General features: G+C 71.7%; 22 protein-coding genes. 5 read left to right on the top strand and 17 right to left on the bottom strand.

Annotation, left to right across the window (positions count from 1 at the left end; all coding sequences use genetic code 11):
• The first annotated feature begins 41 nt into the window (after positions 1–41).
• On the top strand, positions 42–557 hold the full coding sequence (locus tag ABZU69_RS11070) for a PaaI family thioesterase (protein ID WP_354964210.1): 516 nt from the start codon (positions 42–44) through the stop codon (positions 555–557).
• Between the two features lie 109 nt (positions 558–666).
• Here ABZU69_RS11070 and ABZU69_RS11065 read toward each other — a convergent pair whose 3' ends face one another.
• From ABZU69_RS11065 to ABZU69_RS11055, 3 genes are all read right to left on the bottom strand, one after another.
• The gene (locus ABZU69_RS11065; RefSeq protein ID WP_354964209.1) at positions 667–1,608 is read right to left on the bottom strand and encodes an acyl-ACP desaturase; all 942 of its coding nucleotides are present in this window, start codon (positions 1,606–1,608) and stop codon (positions 667–669) included.
• A 70-nt stretch (positions 1,609–1,678) separates the two neighbouring features.
• Positions 1,679–3,007 (bottom strand): histidine--tRNA ligase, encoded by a 1,329-nt coding sequence (gene hisS, locus ABZU69_RS11060; RefSeq protein ID WP_354964208.1) that lies wholly within the window; start codon positions 3,005–3,007, stop codon positions 1,679–1,681.
• A 70-nt stretch (positions 3,008–3,077) separates the two neighbouring features.
• Positions 3,078–3,797 (bottom strand): MBL fold metallo-hydrolase, encoded by a 720-nt coding sequence (locus tag ABZU69_RS11055; protein WP_354964207.1) that lies wholly within the window; start codon positions 3,795–3,797, stop codon positions 3,078–3,080.
• 266 nt (positions 3,798–4,063) lie between these two features.
• On the opposite strand from ABZU69_RS11055, the gene ABZU69_RS11050 reads away from it, so the two are divergent.
• Both ABZU69_RS11050 and ABZU69_RS11045 read left to right on the top strand, forming a co-directional pair.
• Positions 4,064–4,948: a peptidylprolyl isomerase gene (locus ABZU69_RS11050; RefSeq protein ID WP_354964206.1), complete on the top strand. Its 885-nt coding sequence runs from the start codon at positions 4,064–4,066 to the stop codon at positions 4,946–4,948.
• A 60-nt stretch (positions 4,949–5,008) separates the two neighbouring features.
• Positions 5,009–5,848 (top strand): peptidylprolyl isomerase, encoded by an 840-nt coding sequence (locus ABZU69_RS11045; RefSeq protein WP_354964205.1) that lies wholly within the window; start codon positions 5,009–5,011, stop codon positions 5,846–5,848.
• Between the two features lie 93 nt (positions 5,849–5,941).
• Here ABZU69_RS11045 and ABZU69_RS11040 read toward each other — a convergent pair whose 3' ends face one another.
• From ABZU69_RS11040 to ruvC, 8 genes are all read right to left on the bottom strand, one after another.
• Positions 5,942–8,440 (bottom strand): bifunctional (p)ppGpp synthetase/guanosine-3',5'-bis(diphosphate) 3'-pyrophosphohydrolase, encoded by a 2,499-nt coding sequence (locus tag ABZU69_RS11040; RefSeq protein ID WP_354964335.1) that lies wholly within the window; start codon positions 8,438–8,440, stop codon positions 5,942–5,944.
• A gap of 194 nt (positions 8,441–8,634) precedes the next feature.
• Positions 8,635–9,201 carry an adenine phosphoribosyltransferase gene (locus ABZU69_RS11035; RefSeq protein ID WP_354964204.1) on the bottom strand — a complete coding sequence of 189 codons (567 nt, stop codon included), beginning with the start codon at positions 9,199–9,201 and terminating at the stop codon, positions 8,635–8,637.
• Positions 9,202–9,307: 106 nt separating this feature from the next.
• Complete coding sequence (gene secF, locus ABZU69_RS11030; RefSeq protein ID WP_354964203.1) at positions 9,308–10,501, bottom strand: protein translocase subunit SecF; 1,194 nt, start codon at positions 10,499–10,501, stop codon at positions 9,308–9,310.
• Between the two features lies 1 nt (position 10,502).
• Positions 10,503–12,437, bottom strand: coding sequence for a protein translocase subunit SecD (gene secD, locus ABZU69_RS11025; protein WP_354964202.1), 1,935 nt, complete (start codon positions 12,435–12,437; stop codon positions 10,503–10,505).
• Positions 12,438–12,715: 278 nt separating this feature from the next.
• Complete coding sequence (yajC, locus tag ABZU69_RS11020) at positions 12,716–13,072, bottom strand: preprotein translocase subunit YajC (protein ID WP_354964201.1); 357 nt, start codon at positions 13,070–13,072, stop codon at positions 12,716–12,718.
• Positions 13,073–13,194: 122 nt separating this feature from the next.
• Positions 13,195–14,262, bottom strand: a complete 1,068-nt coding sequence (gene ruvB, locus ABZU69_RS11015; RefSeq protein WP_354964200.1) for a Holliday junction branch migration DNA helicase RuvB — start codon at positions 14,260–14,262, stop codon at positions 13,195–13,197.
• Positions 14,259–14,861, bottom strand: a complete 603-nt coding sequence (ruvA, locus tag ABZU69_RS11010; protein ID WP_354964199.1) for a Holliday junction branch migration protein RuvA — start codon at positions 14,859–14,861, stop codon at positions 14,259–14,261. Before ruvA ends, ruvB begins: the two co-directional genes overlap by 4 nt.
• Complete coding sequence (gene ruvC / locus ABZU69_RS11005; protein WP_354964198.1) at positions 14,858–15,385, bottom strand: crossover junction endodeoxyribonuclease RuvC; 528 nt, start codon at positions 15,383–15,385, stop codon at positions 14,858–14,860. The genes ruvA and ruvC overlap by 4 nt, the downstream gene beginning before the upstream one ends.
• 271 nt (positions 15,386–15,656) lie before the next feature.
• Here ruvC and ABZU69_RS11000 point away from each other — a divergent pair, with 271 nt between their 5' ends.
• A complete protein-coding gene (locus ABZU69_RS11000) occupies positions 15,657–16,439 on the top strand; it encodes a 3-hydroxybutyrate dehydrogenase (protein WP_354964197.1) in 783 nt (260 codons plus the stop codon).
• A gap of 14 nt (positions 16,440–16,453) precedes the next feature.
• A complete protein-coding gene (locus ABZU69_RS10995) occupies positions 16,454–18,373 on the top strand; it encodes a helix-turn-helix domain-containing protein (protein ID WP_354964196.1) in 1,920 nt (639 codons plus the stop codon).
• 18 nt (positions 18,374–18,391) lie between these two features.
• On the opposite strand, the gene ABZU69_RS10990 is transcribed toward ABZU69_RS10995, so the two are convergent.
• From ABZU69_RS10990 to ABZU69_RS10965, 6 genes are all read right to left on the bottom strand, one after another.
• On the bottom strand, positions 18,392–19,000 hold the full coding sequence (locus tag ABZU69_RS10990) for a TetR/AcrR family transcriptional regulator (protein ID WP_354964195.1): 609 nt from the start codon (positions 18,998–19,000) through the stop codon (positions 18,392–18,394).
• A gap of 11 nt (positions 19,001–19,011) precedes the next feature.
• Entirely contained in the window at positions 19,012–20,580 is a 1,569-nt protein-coding gene (locus ABZU69_RS10985; protein ID WP_354964194.1) for a DHA2 family efflux MFS transporter permease subunit, read from the bottom strand.
• 343 nt (positions 20,581–20,923) lie between these two features.
• On the bottom strand, positions 20,924–21,556 hold the full coding sequence (locus tag ABZU69_RS10980; RefSeq protein ID WP_354964193.1) for a transcriptional regulator: 633 nt from the start codon (positions 21,554–21,556) through the stop codon (positions 20,924–20,926).
• Between the two features lie 78 nt (positions 21,557–21,634).
• Positions 21,635–22,648 carry a branched-chain amino acid ABC transporter permease gene (locus tag ABZU69_RS10975; protein WP_354964192.1) on the bottom strand — a complete coding sequence of 338 codons (1,014 nt, stop codon included), beginning with the start codon at positions 22,646–22,648 and terminating at the stop codon, positions 21,635–21,637.
• A complete protein-coding gene (locus ABZU69_RS10970) occupies positions 22,645–23,526 on the bottom strand; it encodes a branched-chain amino acid ABC transporter permease (protein ID WP_121654462.1) in 882 nt (293 codons plus the stop codon). Before ABZU69_RS10970 ends, ABZU69_RS10975 begins: the two co-directional genes overlap by 4 nt.
• Before the next feature lie 12 nt (positions 23,527–23,538).
• Positions 23,539–24,789 carry an ABC transporter substrate-binding protein gene (locus tag ABZU69_RS10965; protein ID WP_354964191.1) on the bottom strand — a complete coding sequence of 417 codons (1,251 nt, stop codon included), beginning with the start codon at positions 24,787–24,789 and terminating at the stop codon, positions 23,539–23,541.
• Between the last annotated feature and the right edge of the window lie 53 nt (positions 24,790–24,842).

Below are 24,842 nucleotides of genomic sequence, written 5' to 3'. Positions count from 1 at the left end.
TCTGATTGACAGACTCAGCAACGTGCTGCGAGGCTGCGTCCATGACACAGACGCAGGAGCCGACGCGCAGCCGTACCTTCACCTGGTCGGACCCGGCGGCCAACGCGCCGCAGGTCGGTCGACGCGCCGGCCTCGACCTGCTCCGGGCGATGATCGCCGGGGAGCTGGCCGCGCCGCCGGTGATGCACCTGATCGACATGGCGCGGATGGAGGCCGACGAGGGCCGGGTCACGGTCGAACTGGTCCCGCAGGAGTTCCACTACAACCCGCTGGGCACCGTCCACGGTGGCGTCATCTCCACCCTGCTGGACACCGCCGCCGGCTGCGCCGTGCACACCACGTTGCCCGCCGGCGTCGGCTACACCTCGCTGGACCTCAACGTGAAGTTCCTCCGCCCGGTCACCGTCGACAGCGGAATCCTGCGCTGCGAGGGCACCGTGCTCCAGCGGGGCCGCCGCACGTCCCTGGCCGAGGCCCGCCTCACCGACGCCGACTCCCGTCTCATCGCCCACGCCACCAGCACCTGCCTGCTCTTCCCCCTCGACCCGCCGGCCTGACCTTCCACCGGCCGGCCACGAGGTTGACGGACGATCTGGACATCGACCAACCGTCAACCTCGTGATCAACGAGGGTGGGCGTGGCAGCGGGCAGCCAGCTGGGTGGGGTTCAGCGCAGGGCCAGGCGGGAGGCGCGGGCGTCGCGCTTCTCCTCGAAGCGGGCGGCGGCGCGCTCCAGCGTGTCGAGTTGGCCGGCCAGCTGTTCGCGGGCGGCCTCGCCGTCGGCGTTCAGGCCGGTCACGTTGAAGACGTCCCACTGGCGCAACACCGGCAGCAGCACCTCGTCGCGGTGCTGGCGCAGGTCGTAGATGCCGGCCAGGGCGATCGCCACCGACTTGCGGGCGAACCCCTCGATGCCGTTGCCCGGCATCTGGAAGTCGGCCACCACGTCGGCGACGGCCCGCATGGCCTGGCTCGGGGCCAGCTCGAACGCGGCGGCGAGCAGGTTGCGGTAGAAGACCATGTGCAGGTTCTCGTCGGCGGCCACCCGGGCCAACAGCGCCTCACAGGCGGGGTCGCCGGTGGCCTTGCCGGTGTTGCGGTGCGAGATCCGGGTGGCCAGCTCCTGGAACGAGACGTACGCCAGCGAGTGCAGCACCTCGTCACCGTGCACGTTCTCGTAGCCCTCGGACATGTGCGTCATCCGGGCCCGCTCCAGCGCCACCGGGTCGACCGCCCTGGTGACCGTCAGGTAGTCGCGGATCGCCGTGCCGTGCCGGCCCTCCTCCGCGGTCCACCGGTGCACCCAGGTGCCCCACGCGCCGTCCCGACCGAACAGGGTGGCGATCTCGTGGTGGTACGAGGGCAGGTTGTCCTCGGTCAGCAGGTTGACGATCAGCGCCGTGCGGGCCACGTCGGGGATGGTGGAGTCGGTCGGCGACCACGCCTCGCCGCCGAGCGGCCCGTCGAAGGTACGACCCTCGCTCCACGGCACGTACTCGTGCGGGAACCACTCCTTGGCCAGCGAGAGGTGGCGGTCCAGGTTGCGCGCGACAACCGGCTCCAACTCGACGAGCAGTGCGGTCTGACTCAGCGTGGTGCTCACGGTCACAAGAAACTCCCTACGGTGGCGTAACTTACGCTACCGTAGGTCCCCGCGGCCGTACGCGCCAGTGGAACGCTCAGCCAACCGCCGGTTTCACGTCCTCGCGGGGCGGCATCCACTCCCCCGCACCGGCCGTGACCTGCTCACCGGAACGGATGTCCTTCACCTCGTCCGGCGCACCGTCGACACCCGGGAACCAGACGTACGGGATGCCGCGCCGCTCCGCGTAGCGGATCTGCTTGCCGAACTTCGCCGCGCTCGGCGACACCTCGGTCGGCACCCCGCGCCGCCGCAGCGCCTCGGCCACCCGGTTGCTGGCCGAACGCCGCTCCTCGCTGCTCACCGCGACCAGCACGGCCGTCGGCACCTCGCGGGAGATCGACAGCTCCCCCGCGCCGAAGAGCAGCCCGAGCAGCCGGGTCACGCCGATCGAGATGCCCACGCCGGGGTACGAGGTGGCGCCGGCGCTGGCCAGGTTGTCGTACCGGCCGCCGGAGCAGATCGAGCCGAAACGCTCGTAGCCGCGCAGCTGCGTCTCGTAGACCGTGCCGGTGTAGTAATCCAGGCCACGGGCGATGCGCAGGTCGGCCACGCACAGGCCGGGCGAGTGCTCGGCGGCGGTCTCCACCACCCGCACCAGCTCCTCGATGCCCTCGGTCAGCAGCGGGTCGTCGACCCCCAGCGCGCGCACCGCGTCGGCGAACGACGCGTCCGGGGCGGAGATCTCGGCCAGCGCGAGGCACGCCTTGGCCTGCGCCTCGCTCGCCCCGGCGGTCTGGGCCAGCAGCTCGGCCACCTTCGCCGGGCCGATCTTGTCGAGCTTGTCCACCGCGCGCAGCGTCGCCTCCGGGTCGGTCAGCCCGATGCCCCGGTAGAAGCCCTCGCAGATCTTGCGGTTGTTGACCTGGATCGTCACCGGCGGGATCGGCAGCGTGCGCAGCGCGTCCCCGATCACCAGCGGCATCTCCGCCTCGTGGTGCGGGGCCAGAGTGTCCCGGTCGACGATGTCGATGTCGGCCTGGACGAACTCCCGGTAGCGCCCCTCCTGCGGCCGCTCGCCCCGCCACACCTTCTGGATCTGGTAGCGGCGGAACGGGAAGGCCAGCTTGCCGGCGTTCTCCAGCACGTACCGGGCGAACGGCACGGTGAGGTCGAAGTGCAGGCCGAGCTGGTCGTCGCCGCCCGCGCCCTCAGCGTCGGCGTGCAGCCGCCGGATCACGTAGACCTCCTTCGAGGTCTCGCCCTTGCGCAGCAGCTGGTCCAGCGGCTCCACCGCGCGCGTCTCCAGCGGGGCGAAGCCGTACAGCTCGAACGTGGCCCGGATCTTGTCGAGCACGAACTGCTCGATCATCCGCTGGCCGGGGGTCCACTCCGGGAAGCCGGAGATGGGCGTGGGCTTGCTCATCGGAGTACTCCTTGCGGTCCCGCGTCTGGGCGCGGTGCTGTCGTGGGTCCGCGCACGGCGCGGAGGAGATCTAGAGGCCCCGGGTGGGCGCCGCCGGTCGGCCGCCGCCGACCTGCGCCACCTCGATGAGGTACGGGTTGCTGGCCCGCTCGCGGCCGATGGTCGTGCTGGGGCCGTGGCCGGGCAGCACGACCGTGTCGTCGGCCAGCGGAAGGATCTTGTCGCGCAGGCTGGTGAGCATCGCGGGCATGCTCCCGCCGGGCAGGTCGGTGCGGCCGATCGAGCCGGCGAAGAGCACGTCACCGGAGAGGCACAGCTCCTCGGCGTCCCAGCCCGAGCCCGCGCCAGGCAGCCGGAACAGCACCGACCCGCCGGTATGGCCCGGGGCGTGGTCGACGGCGATCTCCAGACCGGCCAGCGCGAGGGTGGCGCCGTCGGTCAGCTCCGCCACGTCCTCCGGCTCGGTGTAGCTCAGCCGGCCGCCGAAGAGCGAGGTCAGGTCGGTCGAGAGGCCCTTGGCCGGGTCGGCCAGCATCTCCCGGTCGCCGGGGTGCACGTACGCGGTGATGCCGCGGGCGCCGCAGACCGGCGCGACCGAGAAGGTGTGGTCCAGGTGGCCGTGGGTGAGCAGCACGGCGGCCGGGTGCAGGCGGTGCTCGGCGAGCAGGGCGTCGAGCTGGTCGAGCACCCCGATGCCGGGGTCGACCACCACGCACTGCTCCCCCGGTGCCGTGGCCACCACATAGCAGTTGGTGCCGAAGGCGTCCGCGGGAAAGCCGGCCACGAGCACGGGCGCTGTCCTTCCGTCGAGCTGTCGTCCTGCCCAGCAGCCTAACCGGCGGGGCGAGCCGGTTTGCCGCGTCCGTCCCACCCGCCCCGCCGGGCACAGTGACATCGCCCGATAAGGGCTGCTGGCGGACGGGTGGACCTCGTACACCACATTCCCAGTCGCTAGCCGTACACTCTGCCGGGCGTGTGGCGCGGCACACGTGACGCCCGGACGGGCCGGGACGCCCGGCCGCCGGCGACGACCAGGTAGAGGAAAGGGGAGCACGGGTGGCTTCCAGCAGGGACCGGCAGCGCAAACTGGCGCGGGCCAAGCTCGACCGGCAGTTGGCCCGCCGGGCCGCCGCAACGCGGCGCCGTCGGCAGATCCAGGCCGGCGTTGGCGCCTTCCTGGTCCTCGCGGTGATCGTGGCCGGCTCGGCGTGGGCACTGGGCGCGTTCGACTCCGACCCGAAGCAGAACACGGCCGCGGCGGACACCTGCCTCTGGACGCCGCAGGACGCGACGGCCAACACCAACCTCAAGGACGTCGGCACGCCGGCGACGAAGGACCTGCCCACCGACGGCACCCGGGCGATGACCGTGACCACCAACCAGGGCGCGCCGATCACCGCTGAGTTGAGTCTGACCAACTCACCGTGTGCCGCGGCGAGCATCGCCCACCTGGCGAGCCGGTCGTTCTACGACAACACCAAGTGCCACGAGATCACCGCCGACGGCGCGCTGCGCTGCGGCGACCCCAGCGGCACCGGCCTCGGCGGGCCCACCTACTCGTTCTACGACGAGGACGTGCCGACCGTGCCGTCGGCGTCGCCGTCGGCCAGCCCGGCACCCGGCCAGCCGCCCACGTACCCGAAGGGGACCGTGGCGATGATCTCCAACCCGCCGGGCAGCAACGGCAGCCAGTTCCTGATTTTCTTCAAGGACTTCACCACCACCGACCCGAAGTACCCCGTGATCGGCCGGGTGACCGGCGGGCTGGACGTGGTGGAGAAGATCGGTGCCCTGCCGACCGTGGACAATGGGACGGGGGCCAAGGTCAAGCCCAAGACCGACGTGGTGATCCAGAGCCTCACCGTTGGTGAGCCGGTCACCGCCGCGGCACCGTCGCCGTCGGCCTCCGGCGCCCCGGCCAGCAGCCCTAGCGCCGGCTGACCGGTGGCCCTACCCCCACCCGAGCGGCACCCAGAAGCAGACAGCCAGGAGGATCCAGGCGTGACGTCCACCAGAGAGCGGCAGCGCGCGGCGGCACGCGCCCGGCTCGAGAAGGAGATGGCCGAGCGCGCGGCCAGGGCCCGCAAGCGTCGGCAGACGCAGGCGATCATCGGCGCGGCCGCCGCGCTGGTGCTCGTGGTCGCCGGCACCGTCTGGCTGGCCATGAGCCTCGGCGGCGACGACGACAAGACCGACACCACCGCCCAGGCACCCGGCGCGTCCGAGTGCGCCTACAACGCGCTGCCCGCCGACCAGCGGAGCCCACAAGTCAAGGACGTCGGGCTGCCGAGCAACGAGCAGTCCGGCACCGGCGTGCAGACCATGACGATCACCACGAATCTCGGCCCGATCACCGCCAAGGTCGACCGATCGCTGGTGCCCTGCACGGCGGGCAGCTTCACCCACCTCGCGGAGAAGAACTTCTTCGACAACAGCAAGTGCCACCGCCTGGTGACCGAGGGCATCAAGGTGCTGCAGTGCGGTGACCCGAGCGCCACCGGCAAGGGCTGGCGGGACACCGACGGCACGGGTGGCCCGACCTACCGGCTGCCCGAGGAGAACCTGCCCACCGACAAGCGCCCGCCATACCCGGAGGGCGTCATCGCGATGGCCAACTCGGGCCAGCCGGGCAGCACCGGCAGCCAGTTCTTCATCGTCTACGGCGACTCGCCTCTGGACCCCGCGTACACGGTGCTGGGGACCATCACCGGTGGCCTGGACATCGTCAAGGACGTGGCCAAGGCCGGCGACGACGGGGCGTTCGCGCAGCAGGCCGGCGGTGGCCACCCGAAGAAGGAGGTCGTCATCAACGACCTCACGATGAGCGCGCCGCAGGGCTGACGCCCGAGGAGACGACGAAGCGCCCGCCGGCTGAGCCGGCGGGCGCTTCCGTGTCCGGAGACTCGTTGCCGCAGGGGTACGCGGCGCAGGCGGTCAGGCGCCGGAGGTGACCCGGTAGGCGTCGAAGACGCCGTCGACCTTGCGAACCGTGGCCAGCAGGTGGCCCAGGTGCTTCGGGTCGGCCATCTCGAAGCTGAACCGGCTCACCGCCACCCGGTCGCGGGTGGTGGTGACGGTGGCGGAGAGGATGTTGACCCGCTCCTCGGAGAGCACCCGGGTGACGTCGGCCAGCAACTTGTGCCGGTCCAGAGCCTCCACCTGGATGGCCACCAGGAACGTCGAGGCGGAGGTGAGCTTCCAGCTCACCTCGACCACCCGCTCGCTCTGCGCCCGCAGGTCCTCCGCGTTGGCGCAGTCGTCGCGGTGCACGCTCACCCCGCCGGAGCGGGTGACGAAGCCGAACACCGAATCCGGTGGCACCGGGGTGCAGCAGCGGGCCAGCTTGATCCAGACGTCACTGACGCCCCGGACCACCACGCCGGGATCGGCGCTGCTCTGCCGGCTGCGCGGCGGCCGGGTGGCGACGGCGGTCTCGGCGATGTCCTCCGCCGCGCCCTCCTCGCCCCCGTACGCGGCCATCAGCTTCTGCACCACCGACTGCGCGGAGACCTGGCTGTCGCCGACCGCCGCGTAGAGCGAGGCCACGTCGGCCAGGTGCAGGTCCCGGGCGATCGACATCAGCGCGTCGGAGGTGAGCATCCGCTGCAACGGCATGCCCTGCTTGCGCATCGCCTTGACGATCGCGTCCTTGCCGGCCTCGATCGCCTCCTCGCGCCGCTCCTTGTTGAAGTACTGGCGGATCTTCGTACGCGCACGCGGGCTCTTGACGAAGCCCAACCAGTCCTGGGTCGGGCCGGCGGTCTCGGACTTCGAGGTGAAGATCTCGATCACGTCGCCGTTGGAGAGCGTCGACTCCAACGGCACCAACTTGCCGTTGACCCGCGCGCCGATGCACTTGTGCCCGACCTCGGTGTGCACCGCGTACGCGAAGTCCACCGGCGTCGAGCCGGTCGGCAGCGGGATGACGTCACCCTTCGGGGTGAAGACGTACACCTCCTGGCTGGACAGGTCGAAGCGCAGCGCGTCCAGGAACTCGCTCGGGTCGGCCGCCTCGCGCTGCCAGTCCAGCAGTTGCCGCAGCCAGGTCATCTCGTCGATGTGCGCCGGCGGGCCGACGATCTGGGTGCCCTTGTGCTCCTTGTACTTCCAGTGCGCGGCGATGCCGAACTCCGCGGTGCGGTGCATCGCGTACGTGCGGATCTGCATCTCCACCGGCTTGCCGGTAGGCCCGATGACCGTCGTGTGCAACGACTGGTACATGTTGAACTTGGGCATCGCGATGTAGTCCTTGAACCGGCCCGGCACCGGCTGCCAGTTGGCGTGGATCACGCCCAGCGCGGCGTAGCAGTCCCGAACCGTGTCGACCAGGATCCGCACGCCGACCAGGTCGTAGATGTCGTTGAAGTCGCGACCCCGCACGATCATCTTCTGGTAGATCGAGTAGAGGTGCTTCGGCCGGCCGGTGGTCTCCGCCTTGATCTTGGCGGCCTTGAGGTCGGTCTGCACCTTCTGCGTCACCTGCCGCAGCAGCGCCTCGCGCTGCGGCTGGTGCTCCCCGATCAGCCGGTTGATCTCCTCGTAGCGCTTCGGGAACAGCGTGCCGAAGGCGAGATCCTCCAGCTCCCACTTGATCGTGTTCATACCGAGCCGGTGGGCCAGCGGGGCCAGGATCTCCAGCGTCTCCTTGGCCTTCTGCTCCTGCTTAGGCCGGGGCAGGAAGGTCAGGGTGCGCATGTTGTGCAGCCGGTCGGCCAACTTGATCACCAGCACCCGCGGGTCCTTGGCCATGGCCACGACCATCTTGCGGATCGTCTCGGCCTTGGCCGCGTCGCCCAGCTTGACCTTGTCCAGCTTGGTGACGCCGTCGACCAGCAGGGCGACCTCGCCGCCGAAGTCGGCGCGCATCTGGTCGAGGGTGTATTCGGTGTCCTCGATGGTGTCGTGCAGCAGCGCGGCGACCAGCGTGGTGGTGTCCATACCGAGGTTGCCCAGGATGGTCGCCACCGCGAGCGGGTGGGTGATGTACGGGTCGCCGGACTTGCGGTACTGCCCGGAGTGCCACCGCGCGGCCGTGTCGAAGGCGCGCTGGAGCAGCCGGGCGTCGGCCTTCGGGTGGTTCTCCCGGTGGCTGGCGATGAGCGGTTCGAGCACCTCGCTGACCTGCGAGGTCTGCCACGGCGCGTTGAACCGCGCGAGCCGGGCCCGGACCCGCCGCCCGGTGGGCGCGTTGGACAGCCCGAAGCCGCCGCTGGGCAGCGGCTCGACGCCGGCGTCGGTCGGGAACGGGACCACGACCCCGTCGGCACCGGGGGACGCCTCCGCGCTCGGCACCGCCACGGTCGGACGCACCGCGCCCTCGGCCGGAGCCTTGCTGGTGCCGTTGCCGGCGCCCGTCACCCTGGTCGGCGCGTCACCGTTCCGCTCCGTCACCGAGCCGTCAGCGTCGCCTGTCGGGTGCACCGTGCCCTCCACCGGAGGGACGACATCGTGGGACACCGGCCTCCTCACCGCTCGCCGGAACGCACCGGCCGTACGTCGGCCGGCCTGGTCTCGCGCCGCCGGACGGCGTGACCGCCGGCGTCAGCAAAGGGCAATGCTACCCGCACGGACGGTCCCCTGCCGCTCCGCCGGACGGTCGGTGCCCGGTCCGTCCGACGGGCCCGGGTTCAAACGGTCAGCAGGGCATGGACGGGACGCGGGGCCAGCCGCTTGCGGGCACCCAGGAAGGCGAGCTCCAGCAGCACGGTGAAGCCGGTGACGGTCCCGCCGGCCCGCTCGACCAGATCCAGCGTCGCCTCGGCGGTGCCGCCGGTGGCCAGCACGTCGTCGACGACCAGCACCCGGTGCCCGGCGGTGAAGGCGTCCTCGTGCACTTCCAGGGTGGCTTCGCCGTACTCCAGGGCGTAGGACACCGCGTGTGCCGGGCGGGGCAACTTGCCGGCCTTGCGCACCGGCACCACGCCCACCCCGGCCGCGTACGCGACTGCCGCCGCGACGACGAACCCGCGAGCCTCGATGCCGACCACGACGTCGAAGCTGTCCCGCCCGTGGTACGCGACGATCCCGTCGGTCACCTCGCGGAACGCCTTACCGTCGGCGAACAGCGGCATCAGGTCCTTGAACATGACACCGGGCTGGGGGAAGTCGGGCACGTCCAGCACCCGGCTGGCCACCAGCCGGGCGGTCTCCGGGCCGCTGTCCCCGCGCGCCGCGGTGCTGTGGGTCTCCGTCACGGCTGTTCCGTTTCCTTCCAACGACGACGGCGTCCGGCGATGCTGCTCGCACAGCATGCCGGACGCCGTTCGGGTGTTTCCTCCCGGGTCCGCCCCGGGGCGCCGGTCAGCGCCGCTTGGCGCCACCCGGCCGGTTGCCGCCGCCACCGGGGCGACCGCCCCGGGCGCCGGTCGGCCGCTTACCCGTCGGCCGGGCGCCCACCTTGGGGGCGGCGCCGGCCAGCGCGGCGGAGTCCGGGTCGACCGGGGTCTCCGCACCGTCGGCCTGGCCCGGGCTCGGGGCACCCTTCGGCGTGATCTCGCCACGGGACAGCGCGCCCCGACGGGTCAGCACCCGCTTGTTGTGGGCCTGGATCCGCGGGTCGTAGTTCTTCAGCAGCGCCAGCAGCGGCGTGGCCACCAGGATGGAGGTCAGGAACGCCACCGCCATACCGACGAACAGCACCAGGCCGAGGTCCTTCAGCGTGCCGGCGCCGAGCAGGCCGGCGCCGATGAAGAGCAGACCACCGACGGGCAGCAGGGCGACCACCGAGGTGTTCAGCGACCGCATCAGGCTTTGGTTGACGGCCAGGTTGGCCGCCTCGCCGTACGTCTGGTTGTTGTTGGCGGTGATGCCCCGGGTGTTCTCCTGGACCTTGTCGAAGACCACCACCACGTCGTAGAGCGCGAAGCCCAGGATCGTGAGGAAACCGATGATCGTTGACGGGGTGACCTCGAAGCCGACCAGCGAGTAGATGCCGGCGGTGAGGATCAGGTTCATGAACAGCGAGGAGACGGCGGCGACCGCCATCCGCCACTCGAACCGCAGGATCAGGTAGACCATCACCAGCGCGATGAAGATGACCAGGCCGAGGACGGCCCGCTCGGTGACCTGGCTGCCCCACGCCTCGCTGACCTGGTTGCCGCTGATCTGGCCGACATCGATGCCGAGATCCTCGGCGATCTGGGCCTTGACGGCATTGGCCTGCTCGGCGGAGAGCTGCCCGGTGCGCAACTCGTAGGAGTCGCCGCCAGGGCCGCCGACCTTCTGCGCGGTGGCCACCTCGACGCCGGTGTTCTCGGCGGCGAGGGCGGAGTTGACCTCCTCCTCGGCCTGCTCCAGGGTGCCGACGCTGGCCGGCACCTGGAACGAGTTGCCGCCGGCGAACTCGATGCCGAGGCTGAACCCACGAATCGAGAAGCTGAGGATCGCGATCAGGACCAGGACCCCGGCGACGCCGAACCAGAGCTTGCGTCGACCGACGACGTTGAGACCGGCCTCGCCGTTGTAGAGGCGGCTCGCCAGACCGTTCTGAGCCATCTCAGGCCTCCTTGGCGCGCGGGTTGCGGGGTTGAGTCTGAGTCTGCTGGCTGCGGGCCGGAAGAGCCCGGCCCAGACCGCTGACCCGCGGGGACAGGAACGCCCGGGTCCGGGCGAACATCGTCATGATCGGGTGCCGGAAGAGGAAGACCACGACCAGGTCCAGCACGGTGGCCAGGCCGAGGGCGAACGCGAAGCCCTTGACCGTGCCGACCGAGACCACGTAGAGCACCACCGCGGAGAGCAGGGTGATCGCGTTGGCCGAGATGATCGTCCGGCGGGCCCGGATCCAGGCCCGGGGCACCGCGCTACGCGGACTGCGCCCCTCCCGGATCTCGTCCTTCAACCGTTCGAAGTAGATGACGAACGAGTCCGCCGCCACACCGAGCGAGACGATCATGCCGGCGATGCCGGCGAGGGTGAGCGTGAAGCCGATCTGCCGGCCGAGCACCACCAGCGCGCCGAAGACCAGCAGCGCGGAGAGGATCAGGCTCAGGAAGATCACCGAGCCGAGCAGCCGGTAGTAGAAGAACGCGTAGATGATGACCAGCAGCATGCCGATGCCGGCCGCGAGCAGACCGGCCCGCAGGTGGCTGGCACCCAGCGTGGCGGTGACGTTCTGCGACTCCTGCGGCTCGAAGGTCACCGGCAGCGCGCCGTAGCGGAGCTGGCCGGCGAGCGTGCTCGCGTCCTTCTGGGTGAAGTTGCCGGTGATCTGGGAGTTGCCGGTCAGCACGCCCTGGATCTCCGGCGAGGAGACGATCTCGTTGTCCAGCACGACGGCCACCCGGCACTTGCCGTCCTGGCCCAGCGCGGTCGCGTCGCAGGCCTGGCCCTCGTTGTTGAACGCCTCACGGGTGAGGGCGGTCCACTTGCCCTGGCCGTCGCCGGTGAAGTCCAGGCTGACCACCCAGGCGTTGGTCTGGTCGAGCACCGCGTCGGCGTCGTCCACGTCGGTGCCCAGCACCTTGGCCTGGTCGAGCAGGTACTTGGAAGCGCCGTCCTCGCAGGAGACCACCTGCTGCTTCGGGTCGGAGATCGACGCCGGCGGGCGCTTGTCGAGCTGTGCACAGCTGATCGTCGGCACGTTGAACTGCATCTGCGCCGGCAGCACCGCCACCTCCTGCGGCGACAGCGTGCCGAACGGCTTGAGCTTGTCGGCCAGCGACGGTTCGGCGGTCAGGTCGGCCGGCGCCTGCAACCCGCTGGCGGCCTGCCAGGTGGGAGCCCCGACCTTCTGCTCGACGGCCTTGCGCTGCTCCTCGATGCTGGCCGGCACCGGCTCCTCGCTGGCGCTCGGCGACGGGGTGGCGGCACTCGGCGAGGCCGAGGCCGACGGGGTCGGCGTGGCGCTGGCGCTGGCGCTGGCGCTGGGCGTCGGCGCCATCCCGCCCTGCCCGCCGCTCGGCGACGTGGTCACCTTCGGCGCGGCGCTGCCCGACGGGGTCGGCGACGCGCTGCCGGACGGGGTCGGGCTTGCGCTGCCCGAGGGGGCCGGCGTGGCGGCGGGCGGCGGCACCGCGGCCGTCCCGCTGCCGTCGGCGGCCTTGAGCACCTTGCGGAAGCGCAGCTCGGCGGCGCTGCCCACGTCGGTGAGGTCCCGGTTTTCACCGGGCAGGGAGATGACGATGTTGCGGTTGCCCTCGGTGACCACCTCGGCCTCGGCCACGCCGAACGCGTTGACCCGGCTCTCGATGATCTGGCGGGCCTCCTCGAGGTTTTCCGCCGTCGGGGGCTTGCCGTCGACGCTGTTGGTCGCCTCCAGCGTCATCCGGGTGCCGCCGATCAGGTCCAGGCCGAGCTTGGGCTCTAGCCGGTCCTTGAAGCTCCCGCTGGCGCCGCCCGCGAAGAACACCAATAGGTAGAGGACGACGAAGATGAACCCGAGCACGGCGAGCTGCCGGCCGGGCCGCATCTGTCCCTGAGGTGGTGCCACGGTTGTCCTGTCTCCCTGTACGGTCGCGCCGCTGCGCGCGGCGGCGGCGGGTGTCGGGCCGGGGGTCCCGGCCGACGGGTTTGACCTGGGCCGGCGAGGGGCCGACACGGTGGCCGTACGCGCCGGCGCGGGACGCCGACGGTCACGGGAACGTGCCGACGCCCGGCGTCGACCCAACTATCCAGTTTTCACGTCACGTCCGCTGCCCCGTCGGGCGCGGCGGCCCGAGGGCCGTGGGCCGGCCGTACGCCGGACCCGCCACCCCCGGGAGGGAGGGGTCACTCCTTGACGGTGTCCGCGTCCTCGGTGGCCGGCTCGCTCGGCAGCTCCGCGCGGGTGACCACCCGGGCGATGGCCGGCCGGGCGTACCGGGTCTGCACGCCCGGGGCGACCTCCAGCAGGACGCTGTCGTCCTCGATGCCGGTGACCGTGCCGTAGAGCCCGCCGATGGTCACGACCTCGTCGCCGGGGCCGAGGTTGGACTGCATCGACGCCGCCTCGCGGCGGCGCTTCTGCTGGGGACGGATCATCATGAAGTACATGACACCGAAGAGCAGGGCGATCATCAGGATCGGCGTGAAGCTGCCGGCCCCGCCACCCGCTGCTGCGTAATGCACGGTTACTGACCTTCCCATTGGCCACCTGCCCGGCACACGGGGTGCCGGAGCGGAGGCGGATTCTCACGTCCTGTACAGACCGCGGCGAAGTCTAATCCCTGCACCTGAGAACACCGAATGCGGTGCAGATCACGTTCACATCACGGCTGTTCGGCGTCCAACGAGAACAGATCGGGCGCCGGTGGGACATCCACCCCAAATGTACCATTCGGTGGTGTTCGGCCCAGATGCCGCCAGGCGGCCTCGGTCGCCACCCGGCCGCGCGGGGTACGGGCCAGCAGGCCGGCGCGGACCAGGAACGGCTCGCAGACCTCCTCGACCGTGTCCGGCTGCTCCCCCACCGCCACGGCGAGCGTGGACAGCCCCACCGGGCCGCCCCGGAACGAGTCGACCAGCGCGGTCAGCACCGCCCGGTCCAGCCGGTCCAGGCCGAGCGCGTCCACGTCGTACACGGTCAGCGCGGCCCGGGCCGTGCCCAGGTTGACCACGCCCTCGGCCCGCACCTCCGCGTAGTCGCGGACCCGGCGCAGCAGCCGGTTGGCGATCCGCGGGGTGCCCCGGGACCGGCCGGCGATCTCGGCCGCGCCCTCGGCGGTGATCGGCACACCGAGGATCCGCGCCGAGCGGTGCAGCAGGGTCTCCAGGTCCTTCGGGGCGTAGAAGTCCAGGTGCGCGACGAAACCGAACCGGTCCCGCATCGGCCCGGTCAACAGGCCCGACCGCGTGGTCGCCCCGACCAGCGTGAACGGCTCGACGTCCAGCGGGATGGCGGTGGCGCCCGGCCCCTTGCCGACAACCACGTCGACCCGGAAGTCCTCCATCGCGCTGTAGAGCAGCTCCTCGGCTGGCCGCGCGATCCGGTGGATCTCGTCGATGAACAGCACGTCACCCTCGGCGAGGCTGGTCAGGATGGCCGCCAGGTCGCCCGAGCGCTCGATCGCCGGGCCGCTGGTCACCCGGATGCCCGAGCCCAGCTCGGCGGCGACGATGTTGGCCAGGCTGGTCTTGCCGAGGCCGGGCGGGCCGGAAAGCAGGATGTGGTCCGGCGGGGAGCCCCGCCGCATGGCGCCCTGCAACAACAGGTCGAGCTGATCGCGGACCCGGTCCTGAGCGATGAACTCGGCCAGCCGCTTGGGCCGTACGGTGGCCTCCGCGTCCCGCTCCGCGTCGGTGACGTACGCCGAGACGAGCCCTTCGGTCTCACTCATCGGGTACGACCCAGCAGGCGGATGGCCTGCCTGAGCAGGACCGGCACGGGCGGGGTCTCGCCGTCGACGGTCTCCGCCACCGCGGCCACCGCCTGGTCGGCCTGCCCCGCCGTCCAGCCCAGCCCGACCAGCGCCTGGCGGACCTGATCGGGCCAGGCGCCGCCGGTCACCCCGCCCACGCCGTCGGCGCCGATCGACACCGGGCCGATCCGGTCGCGCAGCTCCAGCACCAGTCGCTCGGCGCCCTTCTTGCCGATCCCGGGCACCCGGGTCAGCGCGGCGGTGTCGGCGTTGGCGATCGCCTTGCGCACCGCGTCCGGGGTGTGCACGGCCAGCACCGCCTGGGCCAGCCTCGGGCCGACGCCGCTCGCGGTCTGGAGCAGCTCGAACAGCGCCTTGGCATCGTCGTCGGCGAAGCCGTAGAGGGTCAGCGAATCCTCCCGGACCACCAGGCTGGTGGCGAGCCGGGCACTCTGGCCGACCCGCAACTCGGCGATAATCCCGGGGGCGCAGTGCACGGCCAGGCCGACCCCGCCGACCTCGATCACGGCCTGGTCCGGACCCGTCGCGGTCACCGTGCCGCGCACGCTGGCGATCATCCCGCTCCTCCTCGTCGTGCCCGGTCGGCCGCCGCGGCCAGCTTGGAGCGGGTCCCGCCGCGCCACACGTGGCAGATGGCCAGGGCGAGCGCGTCGGCGGCGTCGGCCGGCTTCGGCGGCTCGGCCAGCCGCAGCAGTCGGGTCACCATGGCGGTCATCTGCGCCTTGTCGGCCTGACCGGAGCCGGTCACCGCCGCCTTCACCTCGCTCGGGGTGTACGTCTGCACCGGCAGCCCGGCGCGCGCCCCGGCCAGCACGGCGATGCCGCTGGCCTGCGCGGTGCCCATGACCGTGCGGACGTTGTGCTGGCTGAACACCCGCTCGACGGCGACGCTGTCCGGTTGATGCTCGGCCACCAACTCGGTCAGCGACCGGTCCAGGTGCAGCAGCCGCAGCGGCAGGTCGTCGGCCGGGTCGGTGTAGACCACGTAGTAGGCGATCAGGGTGCAGGGCCGGCCGGGCACGCCCTCGACCACGCCCACCCCGCACCGGGTCAACCCCGGGTCAACCCCGAGAACCCGCACGCCGCCCCCCTCCACCCGTCAGCAGTACGTGTGTTCGACACCCTACTGCCCCACCCCCAAGGGCACGGAAGAGACACGCCCGCCCCTGTCGATCATGGAGGTGTGGTGGGTCACGAAGGCCGCGAAAGCCCGCTGATCGGGCACCAGGACTCCATGATCGACGAGAGCGGCCGGGAGACCCGCCGTGCGCGGGGGGCCACACAGACTTGGTGTGGGATATGTGTTGTCGGAACATGTGCGCGGGGCCACACAGCTCGTAACTTCTTGCGCCATGACGGCAGAACCCGTGGCGGTCCCCCACGTCGTACACGTCGACCTCGCTGGTCGGACCGCCCTGGTCACCGGGGGTGGCAGCGGCATCGGGCGAGCCTGCGCCCTGCGGCTGGGCGCGGCCGGCGCCAAGGTGCTCGTGGTGGACCGCAACCTGGACGCGGCCAAGGCGGTCGCCGCCGAGGTCGGTGGCCGCGCCGAGGGCGTGGACCTGGCCGACGCCGCCGCGGTGGACCGGCTCGACGTGGACGTGGACATCGTGGTGAACAACGCCGGGCTCCAGCACGTGGCGCCCGTGCAGGACTTCCCCGTCGAGCGCTTCGAGTACATCCAGCGGGTGATGGTCGAGGCGCCGTTCCTGCTGATCCGCCGCGCGCTACCGCACATGTACGCGCGTGGCTGGGGCCGGATCGTCAACATCTCCTCCGTGCACGGGCTGCGAGCGTCGCCGTACAAGGCGGCCTACGTCTCGGCGAAGCACGCGCTGGAGGGATTGTCGAAGGTGGTGGCGCTGGAGGGTGCCGCGCACGGCGTGACCGCCAACTGCATCAACCCGGCGTACGTGCGCACCGCCCTGGTGGAGAGCCAGATCGCCGACCAGGCGGCCAGCCACGGCATCCCGGAGGCCGAGGTGATCGAGAAGATCATGTTGGCCCGGGCCGCGATCAAGCGGCTGATCGAACCGGAGGAGGTGGCGGAGCTGCTGGCGTACCTCTGCTCACCGCCGGCGGCGTTCATCACCGGCGCGTCGATCGCGCTCGACGGGGGCTGGACGGCCAACTAGTGGGCCCGAGCACAATGTCGACCATGTCGTCGCCGGTGGAGTTCCTGGAACTGCTCGCCCGTGAGGCCGCGGCGGTCGAGTTCGAGGGACCGCTGGTGGCCGCGCGGGCCGCCGGGCTGCCCGCCGACCGGCTGGCCGAGCTGGAGCAGGCGAAGACGGTGGCGCTGCGGGTCCGCGCGCTGCTGGAGCGCCGGCGCCGCCGGGAGACCGAGCTGTCCGGCCTGTACGACACGGTCAGCGACCTGGCCGGGCTGCGCGACCTGGACGACGTGCTGCGGGCGATCGTGCACCGGGCCCGCAACCTGCTCGGCGCCGACGTGGCCTACATGACGCTCAACGACGACGAGCACGGCGACACCTACATGCGGGTGACCGACGGTTCGGTCTCGGCCCGCTTCCAGCGACTGCGGCTGCCGATGGGCGCCGGCCTCGGCGGACTGGTGGCCCAGTCCGGCGCGCCGTACGTCACCGCCAACTACGGCGAGGACGAGCGCTTCCACCACACCGGGGAGATCGACGCCGGGGTCGGCGAGGAGGGCCTGGTGGCGATCCTCGGGGTGCCCCTGCGGCTCGGCTCCACCTCGATCGGGGTGCTGTACTCGGCGAACCGCTCGGCCCGGCCGTTCGCCCGGGAGGAGGTGGCGCTGCTGGTCTCCCTCGCCGCGCACGCCGCCGTGGCGATCGACACCGCTCGGCTGCTCGCCGAGACCCGCTCGGCGCTGGCGGAGCTGTCGGCGGCGAACACCACCATCCGGGCGCACAGCAGCTCGGTGGAGCGGGCCGCGGCGGCGCACGACCGGATGACCGCGCTGGTGCTGCGCGGCGGCGGGGTGGAGGACGTGGCGGCCGCGGTGACCGAGGTGCTGGACGGGGCGCTGCTGGCACTGGACGCCGAGGGGCGGCTGCTGGCCCGGGTCGGTGAGATCGAGGAGCCGGATCGCGCGGACATCGTCGAGGCGGTGGCCGCGTCCCGGACGGAGGGGCGCAGCGTGCGCCGGGGCCCGCTCTGGTACGCGGCGGTGGTGGCGGGCGCGGAGAACCTCGGCGCCCTGGTGCTGCGCCCGGACGACGAGCTGGTCGACGCCGACCAGCGGATTCTGGAGCGGGCCGCGCTGGTGACCGCTCTGCTGCTGTTGTTCCGGCGCACCGTGGCGGAGGCGGAGGGGCGGGTCCGCGGTGAGCTGCTGGATGATCTGATCGCCCGGCCGCTGCGGGACACCGACGCGCTGCGCAGTCGGGCCCGCCGCCTCGGGGTCGATTTGGACGCCCCGCACGTGCTGGTGGCGGTGGGCGACGACGCGATCGCGGCTACCGGCTCAGCCCGGCAGCGGGTGCTCTCCTGGGCCACGACGTACGCCTCGGCGCGGGGCGGGCTGGCGGCGGCGCGCGACGGTCGGGTGGTGCTGATGCTGCCCGGGCGGGACGCCGGTGGCAGCGCCCGTGCGGTGGCCCGGGACCTGTCCCGGGTGACCGGTCGGCCGGTGACCGCCGGGGCGAGCGGCCCGTCGGCCGGGCCGGCGACCCTCGCGGGCGCGTTCCACGAGGCGGATCGCTGCCTCACCGCCCTGGGCGCGTTGGGTCGCTCCGGTCAGGGGGCGAGCACGGCGGAGCTGGGCTTCGTCGGGCTGCTGTTGGGCACGGTCGGTGACCGGGGCGAGAAGGACGTGGCCCAGTTCCTCACCGCCACCGTCGGGCCGGTGCTCGACTACGACGCCCGGCGGGGCACGGCGCTGGTGAAGACGCTGGAGGCGTACTTCGGGGTGGGCGGCAGCCTGGCCCGGGCCGCCGAGCAGCTGCACGTGCACGTCAACACGGTGACCCAGCGGTTGGAGCGGGTCGGTCAGCTGCTCGGCGCCGACTGGCAGCGGCCCGAGCGGGCGCTGGAGGTGCAGTTGGCGCTGCGCCTGCACCGGCTGCGCACCCCGGCCGGCTGACCACCGGCCGGGTACGGGTCAGCGGGCGCGGATGCCCTCCAGCACCGCGTCGACGACCGGCTCCGGCAGGGCCCGCTCGTCCAGCTCCGGGTTCCAGCGCAGCACCCGTTGGATCAGCATCGGCCCGGTGAGGAGCGCCATGGTCACCTCCAGGTCGATGTCCGGCCGGAGCAGACCCTCGCTGATACCCCGCCGCAACACCTCGCGCATCAGCTGCCGGCGCGGGGCGATGATGTTCTGGTAGAGCTGGAACTGGTCGGGGCTGCGATTCACCGCGGGCACCAGGCAGGGCATGATCTTCGCCGCTCGCGGGTCGACGTTCTTCCCGATCGCGCCGACGAGCAGCACCAGGTCGTCCCGGACGGAGTGCCCCTCGGGCTGCGGCAGGATGCCCTTGAGCCGGCGCAGCGCGTCCAGCAGCAACGCGTCCTTGCCGGCCCAGCGGCGGTAGATGGTGGCCTTGCCGACCCCGGCGCGGGCGGCGATCGCCTCGATCGAGAGCGCCTCGATGGTGCTGCCCTCGGCGAGCAGGTCGAGGGTGGCCTCGATGATCGCCTCATCGGCGCGGAGGCTCCGCGGTCGCCCGGGCGACCGCGGAGCATCGGCAGTGGACGTCATGTCGGACATTGTCCCCGAACCTAGGCTGTCCCGGCCAACTCGGGCTCGGCGACCGGCGCCGCCGGCGCGTCCGCCACGGCCTCCCGGCCGGGCATCCAGCGCAGCACCACCACGATCCCGAGCGCGGCGACCACCGCGGAGAGCGCCGCCGCCCAGTGCATGGCGGTGACGAAGGCGTCGTTGGCCGCCGAGATCAGCGCCGGCCCCGCGGGCCCGAGCTGCCCGGCCGCCGCGTACGCCCCGGAGATCGACTCGTTCGCCGCGTCACGGGCCTGCGCGGGCAGGCCGGTCAGCGCGCCGTCCACGTCGGCCCGGTAGACCGCGGAGAGCACCGAGCCGAGAACCGCCACGCCGAGCGCGCCGGCCACCTGGCGGACGGTGTTGCTCACCGCGGAGCCCACGCCGGCCTTCTCCCGGGGCAGCGCCGACATGATCGACTCGGTGGCCGGCGGCATGATGTTGGCCATTCCGACGCCCTGGAAGAAGAAGACGACCAGCACGATCCAGATCGGGGTGGACGCGTCGACGAAGGCGAACGCGGCGAGCGCCGCCGTGGTCAGCGCCAGCCCGACGGTGGCGACCGCCCGGCCGCCGTAGCGGCGGACCATGGCGGCGCTGCGCGGCGCGAAGATCAGCTGGGCGCCGGCGAAGGGCAGGAAGAGCAGACCGGTCTGCAGCGGGCTGTAGTCGCGTACCAGTTGCAGGTAGAACGAGCTGAAGAACATCACGCCCATCGCGGCGAAGAACACCAGGCCGACGATGGCCACCGGCGCGGCGAACCGGGGCAGGCGGAACAGCCGGACGTCCAGCGACGGGTGGTCGCTGCGCCGCTCGTGCTCCACGAACCAGGCGAGCACCGCCAGGCCGACGACGATCGAACCCCAGGCCACCGGGCGGCCGAAGCCGTGCTCGCCGCCGTCGATGATGCCGTAGGAGAGGGCGACCAGGCCGACCACGGAGAGCAGGACGCCGAGCAGGTCGACCCGGCCCGGGCGCGGGTCGCGCGACTCGGGCACCAGCAGGGCGACCAGGATGACGCCGGCGACCACAACCGGCACGTTGATCAGGAAGACCGAGCCCCACCAGAAGTGCTCCAGCAGCGCGCCGCCGAGGATCGGACCGATCGCCACCGCGAGCCCGACCGCGCCGGCCCAGACGCCGATCGCCCGGCCACGCTCGCGCGGGTCGAAGACGTTGGAGATGATCGACAGCGTCACCGGCATGATGGCCGCGCCGCCGACCCCCATCAGGGCGCGGGCCGCGATCAGCTGTGCCGGGTCCTGGGCGTACGCGGAGAGCAGCGACGCCAGGCCGAACAGCGCCAGCCCGATCATCAGGAAGCGCTTGCGGCCGGCGCGGTCACCGAGCACCCCGAAGGTGAACAGCAGCCCGGCGAAGACCAGCGTGTAGGAGTTGATGGACCACTCCAGCTCGCCCTGGCTGGCGCCGAGGCCGTGCACCGGGTCGGCCAGGGTGCGTAGGGCGACGTTGAGGATCGTGTTGTCGAGGACGACGACGAGGAGGCTGATCACCAGCACCCCCAGGATCGCCCACCTCCTCGGATGTCCGGTGTTCTCGTGCAGCTCCATGCCCGGTTCTCCCCCCGGTTTCACCGGCCGCGCAATACGATACGGGCCAGACTCGTAACTCCGGTCAGAGTACTGGCGGCATTAACGATACGGAACCGATCCGTATCGTATGTGGCCGGCGTCACGTCGTCCCGGTCCCGGTCCCGGTCTGACCCGTGGGGCACCCCCCCCGCCGCCTTTGCTCTGCTTCAACCCGCGCAACGGTTTCGGGCGGTGAGTGTTGCGTCGGTTGAAGCAGAGCAAAGGCGGACCCGGCACCGGTCGCCCTCGCGCCGGCCACCCCGCGGGGGCCGGCCACCCCGCGGGGGCCGGCCACACCGCGGGGGCCGGTTAGCCGCCGAGGTCAGCATGGTCGCGGGGCGGCCAGGCAGGCGGCGACGGCGGCGGGCAGCGTACGCAGGCGCGTCGCCGGCGCGGCGAGCGGCTCGATCCAACCGGGCCCGGCGCCGTACACCCGCAGCAGCGGGAAATCCCGGGCGAAGCGCACGAGGCGGTACGCGCGGCCGGTGACCGGCGTCTGCGACCAGAGCACGACGATGCTCGGGCGGGCCCGGTACACGGCGCTGGTCAGTGCGGTCCACGGCAGGGCGGGGCCGAGGTGCAGGCAGCCGCGACCGTGCTCGCGCAGCGCGGCGGCGAGCGCGTGCAGGCCGAGGCAGTGCGCCTCCCGCTCGGCCCCGGCGAGCAGCACGCCGCCGGTGGGCAGCGACCGCCCCGGCTCCCGCCGGTACACGTCCAGCCCGACCCGCACGCCCGCACAGAGGGCGTGCTCGACGGCGATCTCGGCGGCGGTACGCCCCGGCAGCCGGGCCAGCAGCGGCTGGCAGACCTGCTGCCAGAGCGCCGGTACACCCCACTCCCCGGCCAGCTCCAGCAACAACGTGGCGACCCGGTTGCCGTCCAGGTCCTCGGCCGCCAGCGTGACCCGCTTGTGCGCGGTCTCCACGGCCTCCGCCGGCATCGGATCGGTCAGCACCAGACGTACCCCCGGGTAGGTGTTCGCTACCCTGGGGTACGCCACGAGGGCGCGCGGCGGATGCGCCGGCGCGGAGATCTACCGGCGGCGCGCCATCAGCCGGCGGGCCAGCGCGGCGGCGCTGCCCCAGATGCCGCGCCGGAACAGCACCACGACGAGGACGAAGATGCCCCCGGTGACCAGGCCGATCGCCTCAAACCCGGAGAACGACAGCCAGTCCTCCAGACGGACCACGATCCCGGCGCCCAGCACCCCGCCCCAGAGGGTGCCGATCCCGCCGAGCACCACCACGATGACCGCCTTGCCGGAGGTGGTCCAGTGCAGCACGTCCAGCGAGACGAACCGGTGGCCCACCGCGAACAGTCCGCCGCCGAGGCCGGCGATGAACCCGGAGAGCACGAACGCGGTGAGCTTGTAGCGGTGCACCGGATAGCCCAGCGCCCGCGCGCGGGCCGGATTGTCGCGGATGCCGACCAGCACCCGACCGAACGGCGAGTGCACGATCCGCCAGGCCGCGGCCAGCCCGAGCAGCACGATCGGCAGGATCGCGTAATAGAAGTAGTAGTCGTCGGTGAGGTCCCAGCCGAACAGCGCGCGGGGCACCCCCTGGAGGCCGTTCTCGCCCTGCGTCACCGAGCGCCACTCGTTGGCGACGTAGTAGACCATCTGCGCGAAGGCCAGCGTCACCATGGCGAAGTAGATGCCGGTCCGCTTGACCGCCAGGTAGCCGATCGGCACCGCCAGCACGGCCGCGGCCAGCGCCCCGGCCAGCACCGCCAGGGGGAACGGCAGGCCGGCGTGGATCGCCACCAACCCGGTGACGTACGCCGAGGTGCCCCAGAACGCGGCGTGCCCGAACGACATCAGCCCGGTGAAGCCGAGCAGCAGGTCCACCGCGACGGCGAACAACGCCCAGCAGAGGATGTCCACCGCGACCGCCGGATAGAGGCCGTTGGGCAGCCACGCAGCGACGGCCAGCCCGACGGCGAGCAGCGCGTACCGCACCCAGCCGGGGGCACGGGCCACGGTGACCAGCCCGGACGGCGGCGCCGCCCGGGGCGCGTCGGCCGGAGTGTCCACGGTGCTGGTCATGCCGGCGCCTCCTCACGGCCGAACAGGCCGGCCGGGCGCCAGAGCAGCACCGCGGCCATCACGATGAAGACGATCGTCTGGGACACGATCGGGAAGTTCGACAGGTACGCCTCGCCCCACGCCTGGACCAGGCCGATGCCGAAGCCGGCGGCGACCGACCCGAAGATGGACCCCAGCCCACCGATCACCACGACCGCGAAGACCACGATGATCAGGTCGGCGCCCATCAGCGGGTTGACCGCGCGCATCGGCGCGGCCAGCACACCGGCCAGCCCGGCCAGCCCGATGCCGAAGCCGAAGACCGGGGTCACCCAGCGCCCGACGTCGATACCGAACGCGCGGGTCAGGTCGGGCCGCTCGGTGGACGCGCGGACCACCATGCCGATCCGGGTCCGGGTGAGCACCCACCACACGGCGACGCAGAGCAGCACCGCGAAGCCGAGGATGAACACCCGGTAGGTCGGGAAGTCGAACAGCCCGAAGTTGACCGTCCCGCTCAACAGCGACGGGGTTTCGTACGGGCTGGACTGCACGCCGTAGCGCAGCTTCACCAGGTCCTGCAGGATCAGCGTCAGGCCGAAGGTGAGCAGGAAGTTGTAGAGCGGGTCGAGTCGGGTCAGGCGGTGGATCACCGCCCGCTCCAGGGCCATGCCCAGCAGACCCAGCCCCACCGGCATGATCACCAGGGCCGCCCAGAACGGCACGCCCGCCTCGGTGAGCAGCACGTACGCGCCGAACGCGCCGAGCATGTAGAACGCGCCGTGGGCGAAGTTGACCACCCGCAGCATGCCGAAGATGACCGCGAGCCCGAGGGCGAGCAGGGCGTAGAACGCCCCGCTCACCAACCCGTTGAACGTGTTCTGCGCGAATCCGCTCACAGCGTCACACGCTCACAGCTTGCAGTCCGCCGACGGCGCGCGGAACGCCTCCGCGGCGGGGATCGTCTTGAGCACCTTGACGTAGTCCCACGGCTCGGTCACCTCGGACTGCGGCTTCACCTGGGCCAGGTACGCGTCGTGCACCACCCGGTGGTCCTCGGCGCGGATCTTGCCGTTGCGCAGGAAGACGTCCTCGACCGTCTTGCCCTCCAGACCCTTGACGACGGCGTCCGCGTCGTCGGTGCCGGCCGCCTGCACCGCCTCCAGGTACTGCAGGGCGGCGGAGTAGTTGGCCGCGTGCGCGAACGTCGGCCGGGTGCCGGACTTCTGCTGGAACCGGTCGGCGAACTCCCGGTTCTTCGCGTCGAAGTTCCAGTACCAGGCGTCGGTGTACGTGGTGCCGGCCAGCGCGGCCGGCGTCAGCGAGTGGATGTCGGTGAGGAACATCAGCCCCACCGCCAGGCCGACGCCCTTGTCGCGCAGCTTGAACTCGTTGTACTGCTTCACCACGTTGACCAGTTCCGCGCCGGCCTGCATGGTGCCCAGCACGTCCGGCTTCGGGTTCAGGTTCGGCGCCTTGAGCAGGAAGGTGGAGAAGTCGCCGCTGGTGTTCGGGAACGGCGCGCCGTCCTTGCCGACGACCTTCCCGCCGGCCGCGGTGATCGCGGTGGAGAAGCTCTTCTCCATGTCCTGACCGAAGGCGTAGTTCGGGTACAGGATGTACCAGTTCTTGCCGATCTGCTCGGTCGTGGTCTTCCCGGTGCCGTTGGCCAGCATGTACGTGTCGTAGGCGTAGTGGAAGGTGTACTTGTTGCAGCTCTTGCCGGTCAGGTCGGTGGTCGCCGCCCCGATGTTGAAGTAGAGCTTCTTCTTCTCCTTCGCCACGTCGGCGACCTTCAGCGCCGCCGACGAGGTGGGCACGTCCAGGATCAGGTCGACGCCCTTGCGGTCGTACATCTCCTGGGCCTTGGAGTTGGCCACGTCCGGCTTGTTCTGGTGGTCGGCGGTCTCCACGGTGATGTCCTTGGTCACCGCCTTGTCGCCGTACTTGGCGGTGAAGTCGGCGATGGCCATCTCCACCGCCGTGACCGAGTTCTTCCCGGACAACTCCGAGTACGCCCCGGACTGGTCGTTGAGCACGCCCAGCACGATCTTGTCGCCGGTCAGCTTCTGGTCGCCGCCCGACTGGGGTCCACCGCCGCCGCAACCGGCGACCAGCACCACCGCGGCCGACGCCGCAGCCACACCCACCGTCCTCCGCATGCCCACTCCATCCATTCCGCGCCTCATCGCGCGGGTCGTCGTTGAGAGAAAAA

The organism is Micromonospora sp. NPDC005206, assembly GCF_040608175.1.
In the GTDB taxonomy this organism is placed as follows: domain Bacteria; phylum Actinomycetota; class Actinomycetes; order Mycobacteriales; family Micromonosporaceae; genus Micromonospora.
This window is presented reverse-complemented; position numbering and strand designations above follow the sequence as displayed.